Origin of the sequence: Kumtagia ephedrae, assembly GCF_003012745.1 — a bacterium.
Lineage (GTDB): Bacteria > Pseudomonadota > Alphaproteobacteria > Rhizobiales > Rhizobiaceae > Kumtagia > Kumtagia ephedrae.
Map to the genome: position 1 here is coordinate 183659 of NZ_PXYK01000005.1, position 19358 is coordinate 203016.

Annotated in this window: 18 protein-coding genes; 13 read left to right on the top strand and 5 right to left on the bottom strand. The window is 66.9% G+C overall.

What is annotated here, in order from left to right; all coding sequences use genetic code 11:
• Window positions 1-24 precede the first annotated feature (24 nt).
• A complete protein-coding gene (gene trhO, locus C7I84_RS07020; RefSeq protein ID WP_106771441.1) occupies window positions 25-954 on the bottom strand; it encodes an oxygen-dependent tRNA uridine(34) hydroxylase TrhO in 930 nt (309 codons plus the stop codon).
• Between the two features lie 172 nt (window positions 955-1126).
• Here trhO and C7I84_RS07025 point away from each other — a divergent pair, with 172 nt between their 5' ends.
• Window positions 1127-1861 carry an N-acetylmuramidase family protein gene (locus C7I84_RS07025; RefSeq protein WP_106771538.1) on the top strand — a complete coding sequence of 245 codons (735 nt, stop codon included), beginning with the start codon at window positions 1127-1129 and terminating at the stop codon, window positions 1859-1861.
• Window positions 1862-2508: 647 nt separating this feature from the next.
• Window positions 2509-3150 carry a 2-dehydro-3-deoxy-phosphogluconate aldolase gene (locus tag C7I84_RS07030; RefSeq protein WP_106771442.1) on the top strand — a complete coding sequence of 214 codons (642 nt, stop codon included), beginning with the start codon at window positions 2509-2511 and terminating at the stop codon, window positions 3148-3150.
• A 14-nt stretch (window positions 3151-3164) separates the two neighbouring features.
• Here the strand turns inward: C7I84_RS07030 and mepK are convergent, their stop codons facing one another.
• Both mepK and C7I84_RS07040 read right to left on the bottom strand, forming a co-directional pair.
• Window positions 3165-4910: a peptidoglycan L,D-endopeptidase MepK gene (gene mepK, locus C7I84_RS07035; RefSeq protein ID WP_106771443.1), complete on the bottom strand. Its 1746-nt coding sequence runs from the start codon at window positions 4908-4910 to the stop codon at window positions 3165-3167.
• Window positions 4911-5256: 346 nt separating this feature from the next.
• Window positions 5257-6768, bottom strand: coding sequence for a sigma-54-dependent transcriptional regulator (locus tag C7I84_RS07040; RefSeq protein ID WP_106771444.1), 1512 nt, complete (start codon window positions 6766-6768; stop codon window positions 5257-5259).
• Between the two features lie 139 nt (window positions 6769-6907).
• Between C7I84_RS07040 and C7I84_RS07045 the strand changes: the two genes are divergently transcribed.
• From C7I84_RS07045 to C7I84_RS07075, 6 genes are all read left to right on the top strand, one after another.
• Complete coding sequence (locus C7I84_RS07045; protein WP_106771445.1) at window positions 6908-8743, top strand: M3 family oligoendopeptidase; 1836 nt, start codon at window positions 6908-6910, stop codon at window positions 8741-8743.
• Between the two features lie 223 nt (window positions 8744-8966).
• A complete protein-coding gene (locus C7I84_RS07055; RefSeq protein WP_106771446.1) occupies window positions 8967-10115 on the top strand; it encodes an aminodeoxychorismate synthase component I in 1149 nt (382 codons plus the stop codon).
• Window positions 10064-10744, top strand: a complete 681-nt coding sequence (locus C7I84_RS07060) for an aminotransferase class IV family protein (RefSeq protein ID WP_106771540.1) — start codon at window positions 10064-10066, stop codon at window positions 10742-10744. Before C7I84_RS07055 ends, C7I84_RS07060 begins: the two co-directional genes overlap by 52 nt.
• Window positions 10745-10820: 76 nt before the next feature.
• Window positions 10821-11111, top strand: coding sequence for a ribbon-helix-helix domain-containing protein (locus C7I84_RS07065; RefSeq protein WP_106771447.1), 291 nt, complete (start codon window positions 10821-10823; stop codon window positions 11109-11111).
• Window positions 11108-11398: a type II toxin-antitoxin system RelE/ParE family toxin gene (locus C7I84_RS07070; protein WP_106771448.1), complete on the top strand. Its 291-nt coding sequence runs from the start codon at window positions 11108-11110 to the stop codon at window positions 11396-11398. The genes C7I84_RS07065 and C7I84_RS07070 overlap by 4 nt, the downstream gene beginning before the upstream one ends.
• On the top strand, window positions 11395-12318 hold the full coding sequence (locus C7I84_RS07075; RefSeq protein WP_106771449.1) for a heme-dependent oxidative N-demethylase family protein: 924 nt from the start codon (window positions 11395-11397) through the stop codon (window positions 12316-12318). Before C7I84_RS07070 ends, C7I84_RS07075 begins: the two co-directional genes overlap by 4 nt.
• Before the next feature lie 9 nt (window positions 12319-12327).
• On the opposite strand, the gene C7I84_RS07080 is transcribed toward C7I84_RS07075, so the two are convergent.
• Window positions 12328-12909, bottom strand: a complete 582-nt coding sequence (locus C7I84_RS07080) for a TetR/AcrR family transcriptional regulator (RefSeq protein ID WP_106771450.1) — start codon at window positions 12907-12909, stop codon at window positions 12328-12330.
• Window positions 12910-12987: 78 nt separating this feature from the next.
• On the opposite strand from C7I84_RS07080, the gene C7I84_RS07085 reads away from it, so the two are divergent.
• Window positions 12988-13953, top strand: coding sequence for an alpha/beta hydrolase family protein (locus C7I84_RS07085; protein WP_106771451.1), 966 nt, complete (start codon window positions 12988-12990; stop codon window positions 13951-13953).
• Between the two features lie 100 nt (window positions 13954-14053).
• Here C7I84_RS07085 and C7I84_RS07090 read toward each other — a convergent pair whose 3' ends face one another.
• The gene (locus C7I84_RS07090; RefSeq protein WP_207770975.1) at window positions 14054-14599 is read right to left on the bottom strand and encodes a hypothetical protein; all 546 of its coding nucleotides are present in this window, start codon (window positions 14597-14599) and stop codon (window positions 14054-14056) included.
• Window positions 14600-15230: 631 nt separating this feature from the next.
• On the opposite strand from C7I84_RS07090, the gene C7I84_RS07095 reads away from it, so the two are divergent.
• The 4 genes from C7I84_RS07095 to C7I84_RS07110 all read left to right on the top strand — a co-directional run bounded on the left by C7I84_RS07095 (window position 15231) and on the right by C7I84_RS07110 (window position 19240).
• Complete coding sequence (locus C7I84_RS07095; RefSeq protein WP_106771452.1) at window positions 15231-16676, top strand: homospermidine synthase; 1446 nt, start codon at window positions 15231-15233, stop codon at window positions 16674-16676.
• Window positions 16677-16868: 192 nt separating this feature from the next.
• A complete protein-coding gene (gene omp10, locus C7I84_RS07100; RefSeq protein WP_106771453.1) occupies window positions 16869-17252 on the top strand; it encodes an outer membrane lipoprotein Omp10 in 384 nt (127 codons plus the stop codon).
• Window positions 17253-17285: 33 nt separating this feature from the next.
• Entirely contained in the window at window positions 17286-17960 is a 675-nt protein-coding gene (locus C7I84_RS07105; RefSeq protein WP_106771454.1) for a zinc metallopeptidase, read from the top strand.
• A 23-nt stretch (window positions 17961-17983) separates the two neighbouring features.
• Entirely contained in the window at window positions 17984-19240 is a 1257-nt protein-coding gene (locus C7I84_RS07110) for a phenylacetate--CoA ligase family protein (protein WP_106771455.1), read from the top strand.
• Window positions 19241-19358 lie beyond the last annotated feature (118 nt).

Sequence of the window (19358 nt, forward strand, 5' to 3'; positions counted from 1 at the left end):
GCCGGCCGCTGGCAAGCGGCCGCGTCAGCCGCCGATCGGCATCGGCAATCCGAGCGCCTCGGCCCGCTCCACCTGGCGCTGCCGCTCGGCATAGCGGGCGCGATCCTCGTCGGTTCGCAGGTCGTGGCAGCGCTCGCAGGAGATGCCTTCGCGGAATTTCGGCGATTTGCGCTCTTCCGGCGTGATCGGCATGCGGCAGGCGCGACAGAGCTCCGCCTCGCCCTCCGCCAACCCGTGCGTGACGGCGACGCGCTCGTCGAAGACGAAACATTCGCCCCGCCACAGGCTTTCGCCTTCGGGCACGTCCTCGAGATATTTCAGGATGCCGCCCTTGAGGTGGAACACCTGGTCGACGCCGAGCGACTTCACATAGGCGGTGGCCTTCTCGCAGCGTATGCCGCCGGTGCAGAACATCGCCACCTTGCGGCCGGTCAGTTCTTCCCGATGCTCCGTCGCCCAGGCGGGAAAGTCACGAAAACTGCGGGTTTGCGGGTCGACCGCGCCGGCGAAAGTGCCGAGCCGGACCTCGTAGTCGTTGCGGGTGTCGATCACCACCGTGTCGGGGTCGGCTATCAGCGCGTTCCAGCCGGACGGCTCGACATGGGTGCCGGCGCTGGCCGTCGGATCGATGCCGTCGACGCCCATCGTCACGATCTCGCGCTTCAGGCGGACCTTCATGCGGTGGAACGGCATCTCGCGGGCTGAACTGTATTTCACGTCCAGGCCGGACAATTGCGGGATGGCCTCCAGCCGCTCGATGAGCGCGGAAATCGCCTCCGGGCGGCCGGCCACCGTGCCGTTGATGCCCTCGGACGCGAGCAGCAGCGTGCCCTTGATGCCTTGCCCGCAGCAGAAGGCCGCCAGCGGCGAACGCAGGCTGCCGTGGTCGTCGAGGCGGCAGAAGCGGTAGAGCGCCGCGACGCGGAATTCCGGCTGGAAAGGGGATAGATTCATTGCGGCAGCGCCTAACGCCTCCGTTCCGATATTGCAAGAAGAGCAGCAATTACGCGGAGTTCGGGTCGAAAAGGCGGCGTCCAGCCGCGAATTCACACCGAAAACCGTCGCGAATTTGTCCCCTTCTCCCGCTTCGCGCTCAAAATCCGGCGAGATGAAGGAGCCGGAGCGCATGTTCACACAGGAAAGCATTTCGGAAATCGCCGCCGTGGCCGCCGGGATCGGCATAGAGCCGGCGGCGCTGCTCGCCGTGGCGGAAGTGGAGAGCGGGGGCAAGGCGTTTGCCGTCGTCGACGGCAGGAAGGAGCCGCTGATCCGCTTCGAGGGGCATTATTTCGACCGCCGGCTGACGCCGGAGAAGCGGTCAGCGGCCCGCAGCCAGGGCCTGGCCTCGCCGCTTGCCGGAGCCGTCGCCAACCCGCGCACGCAGGCGGCGCGCTGGAAGCTGCTGGCCCGCGCCGCCGCCATCGACCGCAAGGCCGCCTATGAATCGGTGTCGTGGGGGCTCGGGCAGGTGATGGGCGCGCACTGGGCCTGGCTCGGTTATGCCGGCGTCGAGGCGATGGCGGCGGAAGCGCGTGCCGGCGTCGCCGGCCAGGTGCGGCTGATGGCGCGCTACATCGACAAGGCGGGGCTGAAGCCGGCGCTTGCCGGTCGCGACTGGCATGGCTTCGCCCGCGGCTACAACGGCCCGGACTACCGCCGGCACGGCTACCATGCGAAGATCGCCGCGGCCTACCGGCGCCATGCCGCCGTGCAGGCCGGCAAGAGCGCGGACGCGCCGCCGCTGCCGGCTCAGCCGAAGGCGCCGATCGCTGCAAGGCCGGCCGAAGCCGCGGGGAACAAGAGCGCGCTCGGCCGGTTCCTGCAGCGGATGCGCGGATGGATCGCAGCGGCGGCCAGGTAGGGTCCGGACGCCGAACTCGGGGTATCGAGGTGCCTTTCGACCCCCTCGCCGCCTCGCTTCGCTCGGCACCTCTCCCCACTCCATGAGGGCGAGGATTCGTTTTTGGCGATTGGCGTTTCCTCTCCGCAGTCGATCGCTATCGGATTCACACATTTGAACTGGTCTCACCGGCATCGCTGAAGAGATTTTCGTCATCGGCTGCGTCTGGACAGTACGCGAGCAACACCCAATCCGAGATGGGTGAATGCGATAACCCGTCGATCGGGCAGGGTATCGCATATGAGTTGTATCGGAGCGGCAAACAGCTCTGCGTCGTCATTCCGGGGCCGCGCAGCGGAACCCGGAATCCAGAGTGCCGACGCTGCCCGAAATTCCTGGATATTTGCGACGTTTCGCTTTTTCCTTCGACGCCAACACTCTGGATTCCGGGTTCCGCTGCGCGGCCCCGGAATGACGGTCATCATCAGCATATGCGATTGCCCTGGTCGATCAGCGGAGAGGTGCCGAGCGAAGCGAGGCGGTGGGGGTCGAAGATACATTCGTGAACCTGGAGTCGTTGGACTTGGCGGACTCGCTCTGCTAATCGGTTGAAACAACAAAAGACCGGCCAGCGGACCATCTGCCGCTCAGCCAGAACGGATTTTGCGATGTCACAGAAAACCGAACAGCTCCTGTCGCTTCTCGACGGGCAGCCCGTCATCCCCGTGCTGAAGATCGACGATGTCGACGATGCGGTGCCGCTGGCCCGCGCGCTGGCACGCGGCGGGCTGAGGGCCGTCGAGATCACGCTGCGCACCGCCGGCGCGCTGGAATGCATCCGCCGCGCCGCCACCGAAGTCCCGGAGGCGATCGTCGGCGCCGGCACCATCCTCGACGCGGCGCAGTTCGACGATGCGGCGAAGGTAGGCTCGCGCTTCATCGTCAGCCCGGGCATCACCCACGACCTGCTGCTGGCGGCCTCGCGCAGCGACGTGCCGCTGCTGCCGGGAGCGATCACGCCGGCCGAGATCATGACGGCGCGCGACGCCGGCCTCGACTTCCTGAAATTCTTCCCGGCCGAGCAGGCCGGCGGCGCGGCCTTCCTCAAGGCGCTCGCCTCGCCCTTCGCCGGCATCCGCTTCTGCCCGACCGGCGGCGTGTCGCGGAACAACGTCCAGGACTATCTCGGCCTGCCCAACGTGGTCTGCGTCGGCGGCTCGTGGGTGGCGCCCGACAACCTGGTCAGGGCGAAGGACTGGACGGCGATCGAGGCGCTGGCGCGCGAAGCCGCGGGACTGCGCAAGGGCTGAGGCGGGAAGCGCAGCTATTCGAACCGCGCCACCGACAGGAACTCCACCGCCTTGCCGGTGAAGCGGTTGGGATCGGGGGTGCCCTCGCCGTCCTTCTTGAAGCCGGCGGTATAGACCTCGCGCGGCGCCGTCACAACGGCGTTGTAGGCGAAGGACGGCGCCGTGGTGTTCTGCGAGGCGGTGGTCACGTAATCCTGGCTGAGCACCCAGCGGGCCGCCTGCGGCTCGACCGTCCTGGCCTGGCTCTTGCGGTCCGGACGCACGTCGCCGGCCGTGGGACGTGCCGCCTTGCGGGTGGTCTTGACGCCGAGCGAGGCCACCGACTGCGGGTCGATGCCTGCTGAGACGGTCCGCTTCGGCGCGGATTCGATTTCCGAGGCCAGGGCCGCGACGCGCTCGCCATTCGCCTTGATGGCGGCGGCGACGGCCGCACGGTCGTCGGGAGTTGCCGTCTCCAGCAGGCTCGGCCGCTCGCCGGGAAGCATCGCCATCGGCAGCTCGGCATCATCGGCCGGCCGGGCGAACGGCATCGGGATGGCATCGCTCGCCGTCGCCGGGTCGCGTTCGGCAGAAGCAAGCGCCAGCAGGATCTGCTCCTGCGGCGCGGCCGCCTGCACCGGCTGCGCCGTGCCAAGGTCGGGACGCGGCGTCGGCAGCGGCACGTTCATCGCCATTTCGGCAGCGGCCGGCGAAGCGAGTTCGGCCGGAGGCTGTTCGGCCATGCCGAATGGCATGTCCTGCGGCGTCTCGGCGGCGGCGACTTCGGTCGCCGCGGCAGGGTCGGAATTCGGCCGCGGCGCCAGCGCCGGCAGCGGCACGGCGCGCATCGGCAGCGCCGCGATGATCTGCTCGGGCGTCTGCGGCTTTTCCTCGGGCTCGGCGGTCGGCAGCTCGGTGCGGTTGGCCTCCTCCGGCGACAGGATCTGGATGCCCGGCTTCTGCGCTTGGGGCTGCGGCTGCGGCTCGGCCTTGGCGACGGCGGTCGCCACCGGCGGCTTCGGCTTCTCGGCACGCCTCGGCGCCGGTGCCGGCGCGGCTTCCTCGTCCTCGTCCTCGCCACCGCCGCCGAACAGCGCAGCCAGCAGTCCCCTGGACGGCTTGCCGCCGCCGGAAGCGAGGGCCAGCGCCATCGTCCCGTCCTTCTTACGGGATTCATAGGAGGCGAGCGCCTGCTCGAAGCCGGGCAACGGCTTGCCGTCGCTCGGCACGTGCAGGGTCTTGCCGTTCGGGAACATGGCGACGAGCTCGCGCCGGCTCATCTTCGGCCAGTGGCGCACATTGCCGACGTCCATGTGGACGAAGGGCGAGCCGGAGCGCGGATAATAGCCGACGCCGCCGATCTGCATCTTCATGCCGGCCTCGCGCAGCTTCTTCAGGCTGACGCCGGGGATGTAAAAGTCCATCGCCTTGCCCAGCATGTGCTGGCTCTTGCGGGCGACGCCCTTGCTGCGGCTGCGCAGCATCGAATTGGTCGCCGGCGAGCGGTAGGCCGAGACGACATGGATGTAGTCGCGCGCGCCGACGGTCCGGTAGACCGACCAGACGAGATCGAGCAGGCGCGGATCCATCTTGGTCGGCTCGTTGCGGCGCCAGTCGCGCAGGAACTGGTTGACCTTGCGCAGGCCGGCCTGGTCGTAGCGGCCGTTGCGCTTGTAGGTGATCTCGGCTCTTTCGCCGGTGTGGGTGAAATACAGCTTCAGCGTGCGGGTTTCGGCGGCGGCGGCGGAGGCCCCGGCGGCGATCGCGCACAGCGCGATCATGAGACTGACAAGCCAGCTTCCCCAGCGGGGGCTCGATTTGGCTCGCCGGTTTTTGTGTCGCTCGATTCTGATCAAATCAAAAGGCCTTGCAGTCTGCCGTTTGTCCCCGGATTTGAGCACCGGATGCGGAGATTCGCATAGATTCTTCGCATCCGAATATCGATCCTAATGGTTAATCACAGCTTATTGAAGCCGAAATGCGGTAAGACCGTGGCGACAACCGGACGAAAACGGGCCGCCGACCGGCGTGGTTAACAGCAGCATTACAGCCGAGGGCTTGCGCGGCGCTGGTTAACGCCTGTGGCGTTGCTGATTCGACGGACCGCGCAGGGAGGAAATTTTCGGATTAGGAGGCAAGCCGCTCGGACCGGCCGGTCTCGGGATCGATGCCGTATTCCTTGAGCTTGCGGTAGAGCGTCGAGCGTCCGATGCCGAGGCGGCGGGCGACCTCGCTCATCTGCCCGCTGTAGTGGTCGATCGCCATGACGATCATGTCGTATTCGACTTCCGACAGCGGCCGGACTTCGCCGGTATTGTCGAGCGCCCGCACCGTTCCGGCCGCCGATCCGGCGGGAACCTCCCCCGGAGCTTGGACCAGATCGGCAAAGAGGTCGGGCTCCCAGGCGGCGGCCGCGGACTCGGCAACGTCGAGATCGACCGTGCCCTCGACCTGCGCCCGGATCTGCGGGAACTCGTCCTCGGTCAGCGTATCGCCGTCGCACAGCACGACGGCGCGGAAGATGGCGTTCTCGAGCTGGCGGATGTTGCCCGGCCAGTCATAGGCCTGGAGCATGGCGAGCGCCCGGGGCGCAACCGCCTTGATGCGGCCCCGCGTCTCGGCAGCCGAAAACCGTGCCAAAAAATGCCAGACCAGCGGCTCGATGTCGTCGCGACGGCTGCGCAGCGGCGGCACGACGATCGGATAGACATTGAGGCGATAGAACAGATCCTCGCGGAACCCGCCGTCCTTGACCTGCTGCAGCAGGTCGCGATGCGTGGCCGAGATCAGCCTCACGTCGACCTTCACCGTGGAACGGCCGCCGACCGGGTCGATCTCGCCCTCCTGCACGGCGCGCAGCAGCTTGACCTGCACCTCCAGCGGCAGGTCGCCGATCTCGTCGAGGAACAGCGTGCCGCCATTGGCCTCGACGAACTTGCCGGCATGCTTCTCCGTCGCGCCGGTAAACGAGCCCTTCTCGTGGCCGAACAGGATGGATTCGACCAGGTTCGCGGGGATCGCGCCGCAATTGACGGTCACGAAGGGTCGGCCGGCGCGGGGTCCGGCGCTCTGGATGGCGCGCGCCACCATTTCCTTGCCGACGCCCGATTCCCCCTCGATCAGGATGGGAATGCTGGACGCGGCCGCCTTGCGGGCAAGCCGCAGCATGCGCTCCATGGCCCGGCCACGGGTGACGATGTCGCCGAAGCCGAGGCTTCTGGCGGTGCGGCGGGCGACACGCCGCGCCTCGTCGCCGCGCGCCTCGACCTTGAGCGCGTTGGCGAGCGCCACCTTCAGCCGCTCCGGCGAGGCCGGCTTGACGACGAAGTCGAAGGCGCCGGCGCGCATCGCCCCGACCACCGTCTCGATGCCGCCCTGCGCGGTCTGCACGATGACCGGCAGTTCCAGCCCGCGGCCGGCCATTCCCTTCAGCACCGCCAGGCCGTCGAGGCCGGGCATCATCAGGTCGAGGATCATGGCCGAGAAGCCGCCCGCCTCCGACTTGTCCAGAAGCGCGAGCGCCGCCTCGCCGTCGGCCGCGGCGGTCGCCGCATAGCCGAGCTTCGTCAGCACCGCCTCGAGGAGGCGCCGCTGCACCGGATCGTCGTCTACGAGAAGGATGCTGGGCGTCGTGGCCATTTCGATGAAACGCGGAAAACCCTTCTGGCCACCAATGCCGTCTGGATGATAGTGGCAGCGGGTCCTAAATAAGCGTTTAAGGTTCCGGCCGGACTTGTCACGAACCGCGGCCGTCGTGCGGAAACGGAAGGGGACTGCGATGCGACTGCAATTCGAGCGGGGTGTGCGGGCCGCCGCGGCCGAGACGGCTTCCGCCGCGCTCTCCGACCTGCCCGAATGGGACCTTTCCGACCTCTATCCCGGCATGGACTCGGCCGAGCTCAAGCGCGACCTGGCACTTGCCGCCGACCTGGCCGTCGCCTTCGAGAAAAGATGGAAGGGCACGCTCGCCGCCGAAGCGGCGGCGGGTCCGGCCGGGCGGCTCGGCCAGGCGCTGAAGGAATACGAGGCGCTGGAGGAGCTGATGGGCCGCATCGCCTCCTATGCCGGCCTCGTCTATTCCGGCAACACCGCCGACCCGCAGCGCGCCAAGCTCTATGGCGACGTGCAGGAGAAGATGACGGACGCCAGCGCGCATCTGCTGTTCTTCGCGCTCGAGCTCAATCTCGCCGACGATGCCCTGGTCGACGCCGCGCTCGAGGCAGATCCGGCTTTCGGCCACTACCGGCCCTGGGTGCTCGATCTCAGGAAGGACAAGCCCTACCAGCTCGAGGACCGCATCGAGCAGCTCTTCCACGAGAAATCGGTCACCGGGCGCGGTGCCTGGAACCGGCTGTTCGACGAGACAATGACGGCGCTGCGCTTCAAGATCGACGGCGAGGAGCTGACGCTGGAGCCGACGCTCAACAAGCTGCAGGACCCGGACCCGAAAATCCGCCGGACGGCGGCGGAAGCGCTGGCGGAGACCTTCAAGGAGAATTTGCGCGTCTTCACGCTGGTCACCAACACGCTGGCCAAGGACAAGGAAATCTCCGACCGCTGGCGCGGCTTCAAGGACATCGCCGATTCACGACACCTCGCCAACCGTGTCGAGCGCGAGGTCGTGGATGCGCTGGCCGCTGCCGTTCGCGAGGCCTATCCGCGCCTGTCCCACCGCTATTATGCGATGAAGGCGCGCTGGCTCGGCATGGAGCGGATGAACCACTGGGACCGCAACGCGCCGCTGCCGGAAACCCCGCAGGCGACGATCGGATGGGACGACGCGAAGAACACGGTGCTGACCGCCTATCACCGCTTCTCGCCGGAGATGGCCGACATCGCGCGCACCTTCTTCGACCGCAAATGGATCGATGCGCCGGTCCGGCCCGGCAAGGCGCCGGGCGCCTTCGCCCATCCGACGGTGCCTTCGGCGCATCCCTATGTGCTGCTCAACTACATGGGCAAGCCGCGCGACGTGATGACGCTGGCGCACGAGCTCGGCCACGGCGTGCACCAGGTGCTGGCCGGCGCGCAGGGTGCGCTGATGGCATCGACGCCGCTGACGCTGGCCGAGACCGCCTCGGTGTTCGGCGAGATGCTGACCTTCCGCTCGCTGCTCGACCGCACGACCGACCGGCGCGAGCGCAAGGCCATGCTCGCCCAGAAGGTCGAGGACATGATCAACACGGTGGTGCGCCAGATCGCCTTCTACGAGTTCGAGCGCAAGGTGCACATGGAGCGCCGCAACGGCGAGCTGACCGCCGATCGGCTCGGCCAGTTCTGGCTGGAGGTCCAGAAGGAAAGCCTTGGCGACGCGATCGAGCTGAAGCCCGGCTACGAGACCTTCTGGGCCTACATCCCGCACTTCATCCACTCGCCTTTCTATGTCTACGCCTACGCCTTCGGCGACTGCCTGGTGAATTCGCTGTTCGCGGTCTACCAGAACGCCGAGAAGGGCTTTCAGGAGAAGTATTTCGACATGCTGCGAGCCGGCGGCACGAAGCATCATTCGGAGCTGCTGGCGCCGTTCGGGCTGGATGCGTCGGACCCCGCCTTCTGGGGCAAGGGGCTCGCGGTCATCTCCGGCCTGATCGACGAGCTGGAAGGGTTGGAGTGAGAGGCAGCACGATCCTGCGTCAGGCGCTGCGCTCCTTCGCACCCCCCTCTGTCCTGCCGGACATCTCCCCCGCAAGGGGGGAGATTACGCCTGCCGCACGGCTTTCGCCAATCCCCGGCGCGGCAGGCGAGGCGGAAAGCGTGAAGCTGCCGATCTCCCCCCTTGCGGGGGAGATGTCCGGCAGGACAGAGGGGGGTGCGAAGGAGCGCGCCCGGGCATAGAAATGACCACCTCTCCCTTCGCCCTCTTCCGCGACGACCTCGCCGGCCGCGGCGTGCTGTTCGAGCGGCCGCGCGACATCATCTCGGCCGACGATCCCGCCGGCTTCGAGGCCGCGCTGGCGGCGGCCGAGGCGGCACGGCGCAGCGGCAAATGGCTGGCCGGCTATTTTTCCTATGAAGCCGGCTATCTGCTGGAGCCGAAGCTTGCGCCCCGCCTACCCGACGGACGGCGCGTGCCGCTCGTCCTTCTCGGCGTCTTCGACGCGCCTTCCGACGCCCCGGTGCCGGCCGGGGCGCCCCGCCCCACCAACGGGCCGATCTTCGACGCGCGCGCCGCCTGGTCCTTCGACGACTACCGCCGGCGGTTCGAGCGGCTGCACGGCCATCTGCGCGCCGGCGACTGCTACCAGGGCAATCTGACCTTCCCGGTCCGCGCCGAATGGAGCGGCGAGCCGCTCGCCGCCTTCGACGCGCTGACGGCGCGCCAGCCGGTGAAATACGGCGCGCTGGTCGATCTCGGCGGACCGGTGGTGCTGTCGCGCTCGCCGGAGCTGTTCTTCGAGATCGGCCGCGACGGCTGGATCGAGACGCACCCGATGAAGGGCACGGCGCCGCGCGGCGCCAGCGAGGCCGAGGATATTCGGCTGAAGGACTATCTGCGCAACGATCCGAAGAACCAGGCGGAAAACCGCATGATCGTCGACCTCCTGCGCAACGACATCTCGCTGGTGAGCGAGGTCGGCACGCTCGACGTGCCGGAGCTGTTCAAGGTCGAGACCTATCCGACGCTCCACACCATGGTCAGCCATGTGCGCGCAAAACTGCTGCCCGGCCGCACCATCCGCGACGTCTTCGCCGCGCTGTTCCCCTGCGGCTCGATCACCGGCGCGCCGAAAATCCGGGCGATGGAGATCCTGCACGAGCTGGAAGGCACGCCGCGCGACGTCTATTGCGGGGCGATCGGCTGGATCGCGCCGGGCGGGCCGATGCGCTTCTCGGTGGCGATCCGCACCATCACGCTCTTTCCCGGCGGCGAGGCCGTCTACAATGTCGGCGGCGGCGTGGTGTTCGATTCCACAGCCTTGTCGGAGTATCAGGAATGCCTGCTGAAGGCCCGCTTCGCGACGGGAACGGTCCCGACTTCGGACTGATCGAGACCCTGCGCTGGGAACCGGCGGCCGGATTCGTCCGGCTGGAACGGCATCTGGCGCGGCTCAGCCGCTCGGTGGCCGAACTCGGCTTCGGCTATGAGCCGGCGCGGATCGACCGGGCGCTGGCCGGTGTCGGCGGCGGCGCGCCGCTGCGGGTGCGGCTGCTGCTTTCGCGCGAAGGTGCCGCCGACGTGACTGCGCAGCCCTTCGTTCCGCTGCCCGAAAACGCCGTCTGGACGCTGCGGATCGCCGCCACGAGGCTGGGTTCCGGCGATCCTCTGCTGCGCCACAAGACGACGCGGCGCGATGTCTTCCAGCGGGCACGCGCCGAGTTTTCCCCGGACGAGGCGGACGAGGTGATCCTTCTCAACGAGAACGGTCTTGCCTGCGAGGGCACGATCACCAGCCTCTTCGCCGATTTGGGCGACGGCGGCCCGCTGCGCACATCGCCGCTGTCCTGCGGGCTGCTGCCCGGCGTGCTGCGCGGCGAGCTGCTGGATACGGGCGAGGCGCGGGAGGCGGAGCTGACGCCGGCCGACCTGATGCGGGCGAAACGGCTGTTCGTCGGCAATTCGCTGCGCGGGCTGATCGTGGCCCGACTGTCCGAGGATTCCGCGGCCGATTTCTGAACATTACAATTTGACGGCTCGGGCGTGCTGTCTTACACTGTGTTCGCCTGAGTTCACCTGTGTTCGGGAGAAAAAAATGGCTGCGAGCGAGACTTTTTCGGTACGCCTGCCCTCCGAGACCAAGAAGGAATTGGAGGAATACGCGCGCGCCACCCAGCGCTCCACTGCCTTCGTCGTCAAGGAGGCGGTCGAGGCGCATCTCGCCGAACGGCGTGCCTATCTCGCGGCGATCGAGGAAGCCGAGCGGGAGGCCGATGAAGGCGTGTTCGTCTCGGGCGAAGCGGTCATCAAGTGGCTGGAATCCTGGGGCACGGAAAACGAGCTGCCGCCACCCGAGCCCGATATATTTCCTGACGGCCGCAAGTGAAGCTCAAAGTCCTTCCGCGAGCGGTCCGGGACTTGGCCGGAATTCACGCTTACATCGGCGCAGACAATGAAGCGGCAGCCGACGCCGTGGCGGCGCGGATCAAGAAATCGCTGGTTCTTATCACCTTGCGGCCGGAGATCGGCCGTCCCACCCCGCAATCCAGGATCCGCGAACATTCCGTGCCCGGCCTGCCCTACGTGCTTCCATACCGCGTCCGGGGCGAGACGGTGGAAGTCCTGCGTGTCTTTCACACGAGCCGCGAGCGGCCTTCGAAATGGATCGGATGACCGCGCTCCCCACCCACACCCCCTACGACGGCTCGTCGAAGCTGTTCACCATCGGGCTGAAGCCGCTCGAGCTCGCCGACTGGATCGAGATCGACGCGACCTTCGACCGGCAGCTGCGCGAGAAGCGGCGGCTCTATGCCGAGCGGGAGAGCGATGTGTTCGTCGCCGAGCCCGGCAGCGAGGACGGCCAGAGCGAGGTGCTGGCGCTGCTGCGCGAGCATCTGACGATACGCTTCCCCGAGCGCTACCGGCAGCACTGCCGCGGCATCGAGATCGCCGGCCATCCCGCCTTGTCGACCGACGCGATCAAGGCGATGCCGCCCTTGCGCGCCGCGTCGCTGCTCGTCCAGGAGGATCTCATCCTCATGCGCAGGGGCGAGGCCGGCTGGCGGCTGGCGGCCGGGTCGCTCTGCTTTCCGTCCTCGTGGTCGCTCAGGGAAAAATTCGGCAAGCCGCTGCACGAGATCCACGCGCCGGTGCCGGCCTTCGGGCCGGGCACGCGCATGGCCGAGCTGATCGCCCGCATGTTCGACAATCTGCAGGGCCAGGGCGTGCAGCGGTTCAACTGGTCGATCCAGGCGGGCGACGACCTCTATCACCCGCTGTCGAGCGTCGCGCGCATCGACCGCGCCACCAACCGCCCGTCGCGGTTTCCAGACCCCGAAGCCGCGGCCCGCGCCTTCATCCGGGTCGAGCGCCAGACGCTGCGGAAACTGCCGGTATCCGGCGACATCCTCTTCACCATCCGCATCCATCTCGATCCGCTGGCGCTGCTCGCGCGTCATCCCGAGCGCTCGGTGCTGGCAAGATCCTTCGCCGCACAGCTCGACGCGCTCGACGAGGCGCAGCTCGACTACAAGGGGCTGACCGCCGACCGCGACCGGCTGACGGAGCAGTTGCAGATCATCGCCGCCACCTGAAGCGCCAGCCTATCGCCGGGCCAGCGCGCCGCTCACCAGCGAGAAGGCGGCGTCCCCGGCTGCGTCCATGTAGGCGGGGTCGCGGTTGAGCAGCACGACCGCGAAGGCGCCGTCGAGCAGGATCACCACCTGGCGGGCGAGCTGCGCGGCGTCATCGAGACCTTCAGCCGCGAACATCGCCGCGAACCAGCTCTCGAAATCCTTCTTGTGGGCGACGCCGATCCGGATCGCCGGATGTCCCGGCATGTTGGCGAGCTCCGCCGAGGTGCGCAGGAAGGCGCAGCCTTTCCAGCTCGGACGGCTTGCTGCGCGCGCCAGGTTGCGGAAGACGGCGCGGGTCTTCTCGGCGGCGCCGCCCTCGGCCTCGGCGTACCAGCGCCGGAAGCGCGCGAGGTTCGGCTGCTCGCGCTGCCGCAGATAGGCGGCGATCAGGTCGTCCTTGCTGGCGAAGTGATAATACAGCGTGCGTTTTGTGACGCCGGCCTTTTCGGCCACCGCGTCGACGCTGACGGCGCGGATGCCCTCCCCGTAGAACAGGTCGGACGCCGCGTTGACGATGCGGTCGCGGGTGGAGGGCTCGGCTGAAGTCATGCGCCTATGTATACCGACTAGTGAGTGTAATCAATCGCGGCGCGGACATAGGCTGGCGGCGACCGAAAGGAGCCTTTCATGCTGCATCGGACCGCCACGCCCCGACCTGTCGCCATTCCCTGTTGCGACGGCGTGATGCTGGGCGGTCATTTCTGGAAAGCCGCGGGCGGCGAATGCGGCGGCACCGTCATCGTCAACCCGGCGACCGGTGTCCTCGCCCGCTACTACGGCCGCTATGCCGCCTTCCTCGCCGCCCACGGCTTCGACGTCTGGACCTACGACTATCGAGGCATCGGCGAGTCGCGGCCCGCCGACCTTCGCCGATGCGGTTATCGCTGGCGCGACTGGGGCGAGAAGGATTTCGAAGCCGTGCTTCGCCTCGCCGGGGCGCGGGCCGGCAAAACGCCGCTGCTCGTCGTCGGCCACAGCATCGGCGGTTTCCTGCCCGGCCTCGCCGAGAGCGCCCCGGCGATCCACCGCATGCTCACCGTCGGCGCGCAATATGCCTACTGGCCGGACTATGCGCCCCGGCAGCGGACCCGGCTGTTCCTGAAATGGCATGTCGCCATGCCGCTGGTCACGGCGGCCCTCGGCTATTTTCCCGGAAGACGGCTCGGCTGGCTGGAGGACCTGCCGGCCGGCGTCGCCAATGAGTGGAGCTTTCGCGGCGCCAGGATGGAAGACAGCCATCCGCGCGCCGAGCGGCAGGCGCTTCTCGGTCGCTTCGCCGCCGTGGCGGCGCCCATCCTGGCGGTCACGGTCTCGGACGACGACTTCGCCACGCCGCGCGCCGTCCGCCGCGCCCTCGACTATTACCGCACTGCCGCCAAGTGCGAGGCGACGCTGACGCCGGCCGATCTCGGCATGGACGCGGTCGGCCATTTCGGCCTGTTCCACGACCGCCACGCCTCTGGCTTCTGGCTGGACACGCTGATGTGGCTGCGCCATGGCACGAACCCGTGGCCGGACAAGGGTTTCGATCAATGTCCCACCGCGGGCAGAGGCGCACCTGCCGGCCGGCCATACATCACCCGCTACTATTGAGCGCTCGTGCAGTGGGCGAGGAAACGAGTACGGCCGACAAGCAGAACCCGCACCGCAGCATCATAGCAGTCGGGATTTTGATCGCGAGCGTTGTGGCTATTTAGAATGGGATACTGGACGCAGGTGGGGGTGCTTTGGGGTCTCGATCGACATCGGGCGCACCGACTTCTCCGGCCCTTTCCAGCAATGCGTTGTATTTAGATGCTACGAGACCGGGATGCTTCTGATCCTTAAGGCGTTTCAAAGCTACATGCGGATTTATGACCACGGCATGAGAAAATTCGCCCGCCATGCCTTCAGCGACACGAATAAAGCCTAATTCGTTTAAAAGGCGGATACGCTCCTGCCACGTACGGCGCGCCCTCTGACCGGTAAACCCCGCACCGTATGCAAGCTTGGTCTGCTCTGACAGACTCACATACATCTCGGGGAAGGTGCGGCACCACAGATCGAGATATGTCGATGAGGCCGGAGTTCCCTTCGTCAAGTCGTCGATAATTGACATGATAAGGGGCATCGTTCGGGGGATGGTGACGAAGCCGTCGTATTTTTTATGATACCAAAGCTCATCCTCGATGAGATCAGGCCACAGACGCGCTCGAAGCGCGAGCACCTTGTCGACGTATTTTTTTGGCCGCTTAGACATGTTATTCTCCTTGCGGGCCGGGGTTGAACCCGGCCCTTAGTGCTGACGGTTGGTCTCTATGGGGGTGGAAGCCATAGAGTGTGCGCCGACGGCGGCACTTCGAGGAGCGGGCCGGGGTTGAACCCGGCCCTTAAGCCTGCCGATTGGTCTCTATGGGGGTGGAAGCCATAGAGTGTGCGCCATCGACAGTTTCATACCGCTTAATGTAGGAGGAAATATCAATAAAATCAAAGAGTTAAGTGCGCCATCCGATCTTGTTAGTCTTTGAGGCTCGAAAACACTCAGTTCTCGAGATGTATATTATTTTTCGAGTGTACGCTAGGGCTCGCATACGCCAATTTTTTTTCTCTGCAAAAACAATGGTATTTTGTCATTCTTCCCGTGCTCTACGTGCTCTAAGTGATCCGCATGCTCGACGTGCTCGCTGTGCTCCACGATCTTTTCCCCACTAGGCCCCCTCCCGTTCCTTGGCATGGCACCGGAACCGCGCCGTCCGTCGGCAATCCTGGAATGTATAGCGAAACCCAGAATCCGAGATTTCGCTTTATTGTGACGCCATTCTATGGGAGCCAGAGGGATCGCCCGGCTTTTCGGGCGTCAGCCCCAGGTTCAATGGAGGGACCAGCATAAAATGGCGAAAGACAAATGGCCTGTTCACGGTGAGATCACCGGCCCCGTCGTGATGATCGGCTTCGGCTCGATCGGCCGCGGCTCCCTGCCCCTCATCGAGCGCCATTTCAAATTCGACAAGTCGCGCATGGTGGTGATCGACCCCAGCGAGGAAAACCGCAAGCTCCTGGACGAGCGCGGCATCGCCTTTGTCAAGGAGGCGGTCACCAAGGACAACTACAAGGAGCTGCTGACCCCGCTGCTGACCAAGGGCGGCGGCCAGGGTTTCTGCGTCAACCTGTCGGTCGACACCGGCTCGGTCGAGCTGATGCATCTCTGCCGCAAGCTCGGCGCGCTCTATGTCGACACCGTCATCGAGCCGTGGCTCGGCTTCTATTTCGACGCCGAGGCGAGCAACGCCGACCGCACCAACTATGCCCTGCGCGAGACGCTGCTGGCGGAACGCCGCAAGCACCCCGGCGGCCCGACCGCCGTCTCCACCTGCGGCGCCAATCCCGGCATGGTGTCGTGGTTCGTCAAGCAGGCGCTGGTCGACCTGGCGAAGGATCTGGGCATCGATTTCGACGAGCCCAAGCAGCACGATCGCGAAGGCTGGGCGAAACTGATGAAGAAGGCCGGCGTGAAGGGCATCCACATCGCCGAGCGAGACACCCAGCGCACCAAGAAGCCGAAGCCGATGGACGTGTTCTGGAACACCTGGTCGGTCGAGGGTTTCATCTCGGAGGGCCTGCAGCCGGCCGAGCTCGGCTGGGGCACCCATGAGAAATGGATGCCGAAGAACGCCAAGGAGCACAAGAAGGGCAGCAAGGCGGGCATCTTCATCGAGCAGCCCGGCGCCAACACGCGCGTGCGCAGCTGGTGCCCGACGCCCGGCCCGCAATACGGCTTCCTCGTCACCCACAACGAGGCGATCTCGATCTCCGACTATTTCACCGTGCACGACAAGAAGGGCGAAGTCTCCTATCGCCCGACCTGCCACTATGCCTATCATCCCTGCAACGACGCCGTGCTGTCGCTGCACGAGATGTTCGGCGCCGCCGGCAAGTCGCAGCCGGTGCACCATGTGCTCGACGAGAACGAGCTGGTGGACGGCTCGGACGAGCTCGGCGTGCTGCTCTACGGTCACAAGAAAAACGCCTACTGGTACGGCTCGCAGCTGACGCTCGAGGAAGCACGCAAGCTGGCGCCATACCAGAACGCCACCGGCCTGCAGGTGAGTTCCGCCGTGCTGGCCGGCATGGTCTGGGCGCTGGAAAACCCGCAAGCCGGCATCGTCGAGGCCGACGAGATGGACTACCACCGCTGCCTCGAAGTGCAGCGGCCCTATCTCGGCCCGGTCAAGGGCTACTATACCGACTGGACGCCGCTCGACGACAGACCGGGCCTGTTCCCGGAAGACATCGACACGGCGGACCCCTGGCAGTTCCGCAACATACTGGTCCGCTGACCGGCGCTTTCTGCCGCAACGGCAAAGCCTTGCAATCGCCCGGAAATCGGGCGATTGCTTTTTCGCGCGGACCCCAAGGCATGTCGCGGAAGAAGGCCTTCACGCGACATGCCTAGGGTTCTTGATCTGCGCACGTCTTTGCCCCGGAACCGCGGACTCTTTCGGGAGACATGCTTTAGGAGAGGACTTACGATGATCCAAGCACGCAAGCTGCTCAGCGCAACGGCGGTTGCAATCCTGGCGGCCGGCATTTCCGGCTGCGTCAGCGGCGGCCCCTCCGGCCCCAACTCCTCGGCGATGCGCGGCGTCGAGGGCGACTGGGTCAGCACCGACGGAGTGGCGGTATCCCGCTTCTCGGGCGGGGTGTTCACCACCAACGCGCTCGATACCGGCAACAAGCTCGCCGACGGCAGCTACAGGATCAACGGCAACGTGGTCGAGATCACCGTCGTGTCGCTGATCCGCAATACCACCACCAACGTCAACTGCGCCCAGGTGTCGCCGAATCAGCTCAACTGCACCAGCTCGACCGGCCAGAACTTCGTGCTGACCCGCCGCTCCGCCGGCACGGCTTGACGCCATAGGCAAGCCCTGAAAGGCATCGCGGCGATGGTCTTCCTCTTCGCCGCCCTTGCCGCGATCATCCTCCTTCCGCAGCTATGGGTCCGCCTCACCATACAGCGGCATGCCGAAGACCGCCCGGACCTGCAGGGGACCGGCGGCGAGCTTGCCCGCCATCTGCTCGACCGCTTCGGTCTCAAGGACGTGAAGGTCGAGACGACCGATCGGGGCGATCATTACGACCCGGACACGAGGACGGTGCGGCTGCTTGCCCGGCATCATGACGGCCAGTCGCTGTCCGCCGTCGCCATCGCCGCGCACGAGGTCGGCCACGCCATCCAGCACGCCCGCGGCGACCGCTGGCTGGCCCTGCGCCAGCGCCTCGCCGCCTTCGCCATGCGCACCGACAGACTGGCCGTCGTCTTCTTCATCGCCGCCCCAGTGCTCGCCGGCCTCGCTCGCACGCCGGTGGCCTTTTTCGCGGTGGCCGCGATCGGCATCGCGCTGATGGCGATCCGCGTCGTCGTCGATCTCGTCACCCTGCCGGTCGAGTTCGACGCCAGTTTTTCAAAGGCGCTGCCGATTCTGCGGGAGGGCCGCTACGTCGACGACGGCGACATGCCGGCGGTGAAGAGCGTGCTGCGCGCCGCCGCCTTCACCTATCTCGCCGGGGCGCTGATCGCGCTCGTCAACCTTGCGCGCTGGATCAGGGTACTGCGATAACGGGCCGACCGGAGGAAGCGGCCATGACCGATCATTTCGACACGCTGGAGACGCGCGCACCGTCGGACCGCGAGGCGGCGCTGTTCGGCGCACTGCCGTCCTTTCTCGACAAAGCGACAAGGGCCGCGCCGGCATTGGCTGCTCGGCTGGCCGGCATCGACCTCTCCACCGTCACCGACCGCGCTGCGCTGGCGAAGCTGCCGGTGCTGCGCAAATCCGAGCTGATGGCGATGCAGGCGGAGACACCGCCCTTCGGCGGTTTCGCCAACCTCGGCGCGCTCGCCGGCAGGCGGGTGTTCCAATCGCCGGGGCCACTGTGGGAGCCGGAGGACGACAGCGGCGAGGCGGCCCGCGCAACCGCCCGCGCCTTCTTCGCGGCCGGCGTGCGCGCCGGCGACATCGTCCACAACGCCTTCAGCCATCACATGACGCCGGGCGGCTTCCTGCTCGACGCCGGCGCCCGCGCGCTCGGCTGCACCGTCTTTCCGGCCGGTGTCGGCAACACCGACATGCAGGTCGAGGCCGCGGCCGCGCTGAGGCCGTCCGTCTATTGCGGCACGCCCGATTTCCTGAAGACCCTGCTCGACCGCGCCGCCGAGACGGGCAAGGACCTTTCCTCGTTCAAGCGTGCGTTGGTGAGCGGCGGCGCGCTGTTCCCGTCGCTGCGCGCCGACTATCTGTCGCGCGGCATCGCGGTGATGCAGTGCTACGCGACGGCGGAGTTCGGCGTCATCGCCTACGAGACGGCGGCGCCGGACGGCACGCCCAATCCGGGCATGCTGGTCAACGAGCACGTCGTCGTCGAGATCGTGCGGCCTGGCACCGGAGAGCCCCTGGCCGACGGCGAGGTCGGCGAGGTGGTGGTGACCGGCTTCAACCCCGCCTATCCGCTGGTCCGCCTCGGCACCGGCGACCTGTCGGCGGTGCTTTCCGGCCCCTCGCCTTGCGGCCGCACCAACATGCGCATCCGCGGCTGGATGGGCCGCGCCGACCAGCGCACCAAGGTCAAGGGCATGTTCGTCGATCCGGCGCAGGTCGCCGAGGTAACCCGCCGGTTTCCCGGCGTCGCCAGGGCCCGGCTGGTGGTGAGCCGCGACGGAGCGGCGGACGCCATGACGCTGCAGGTCGAGCCGAAACCGGGGGCGGTTGTCGATGCCGCCGCCATAGGCACCGTGCTGCGCGACGTCACCCGCCTGGGCGGCGGCGTGACGATCGTGGAGCCGGGCGCGCTGCCCAATGACGGCAAGGTGATTGCCGATGAGCGCGACTACGAGAAGTGAGCCTGATGGCAGGCATCTTTCCTGCACCCGATTCCGCTTGCATCGGCCCGGCGCCGATGAAAACATGCGGGGACCGGCCATGTCAGAAAACAGTCAAGACGACGCGCTAGAGGCGCGT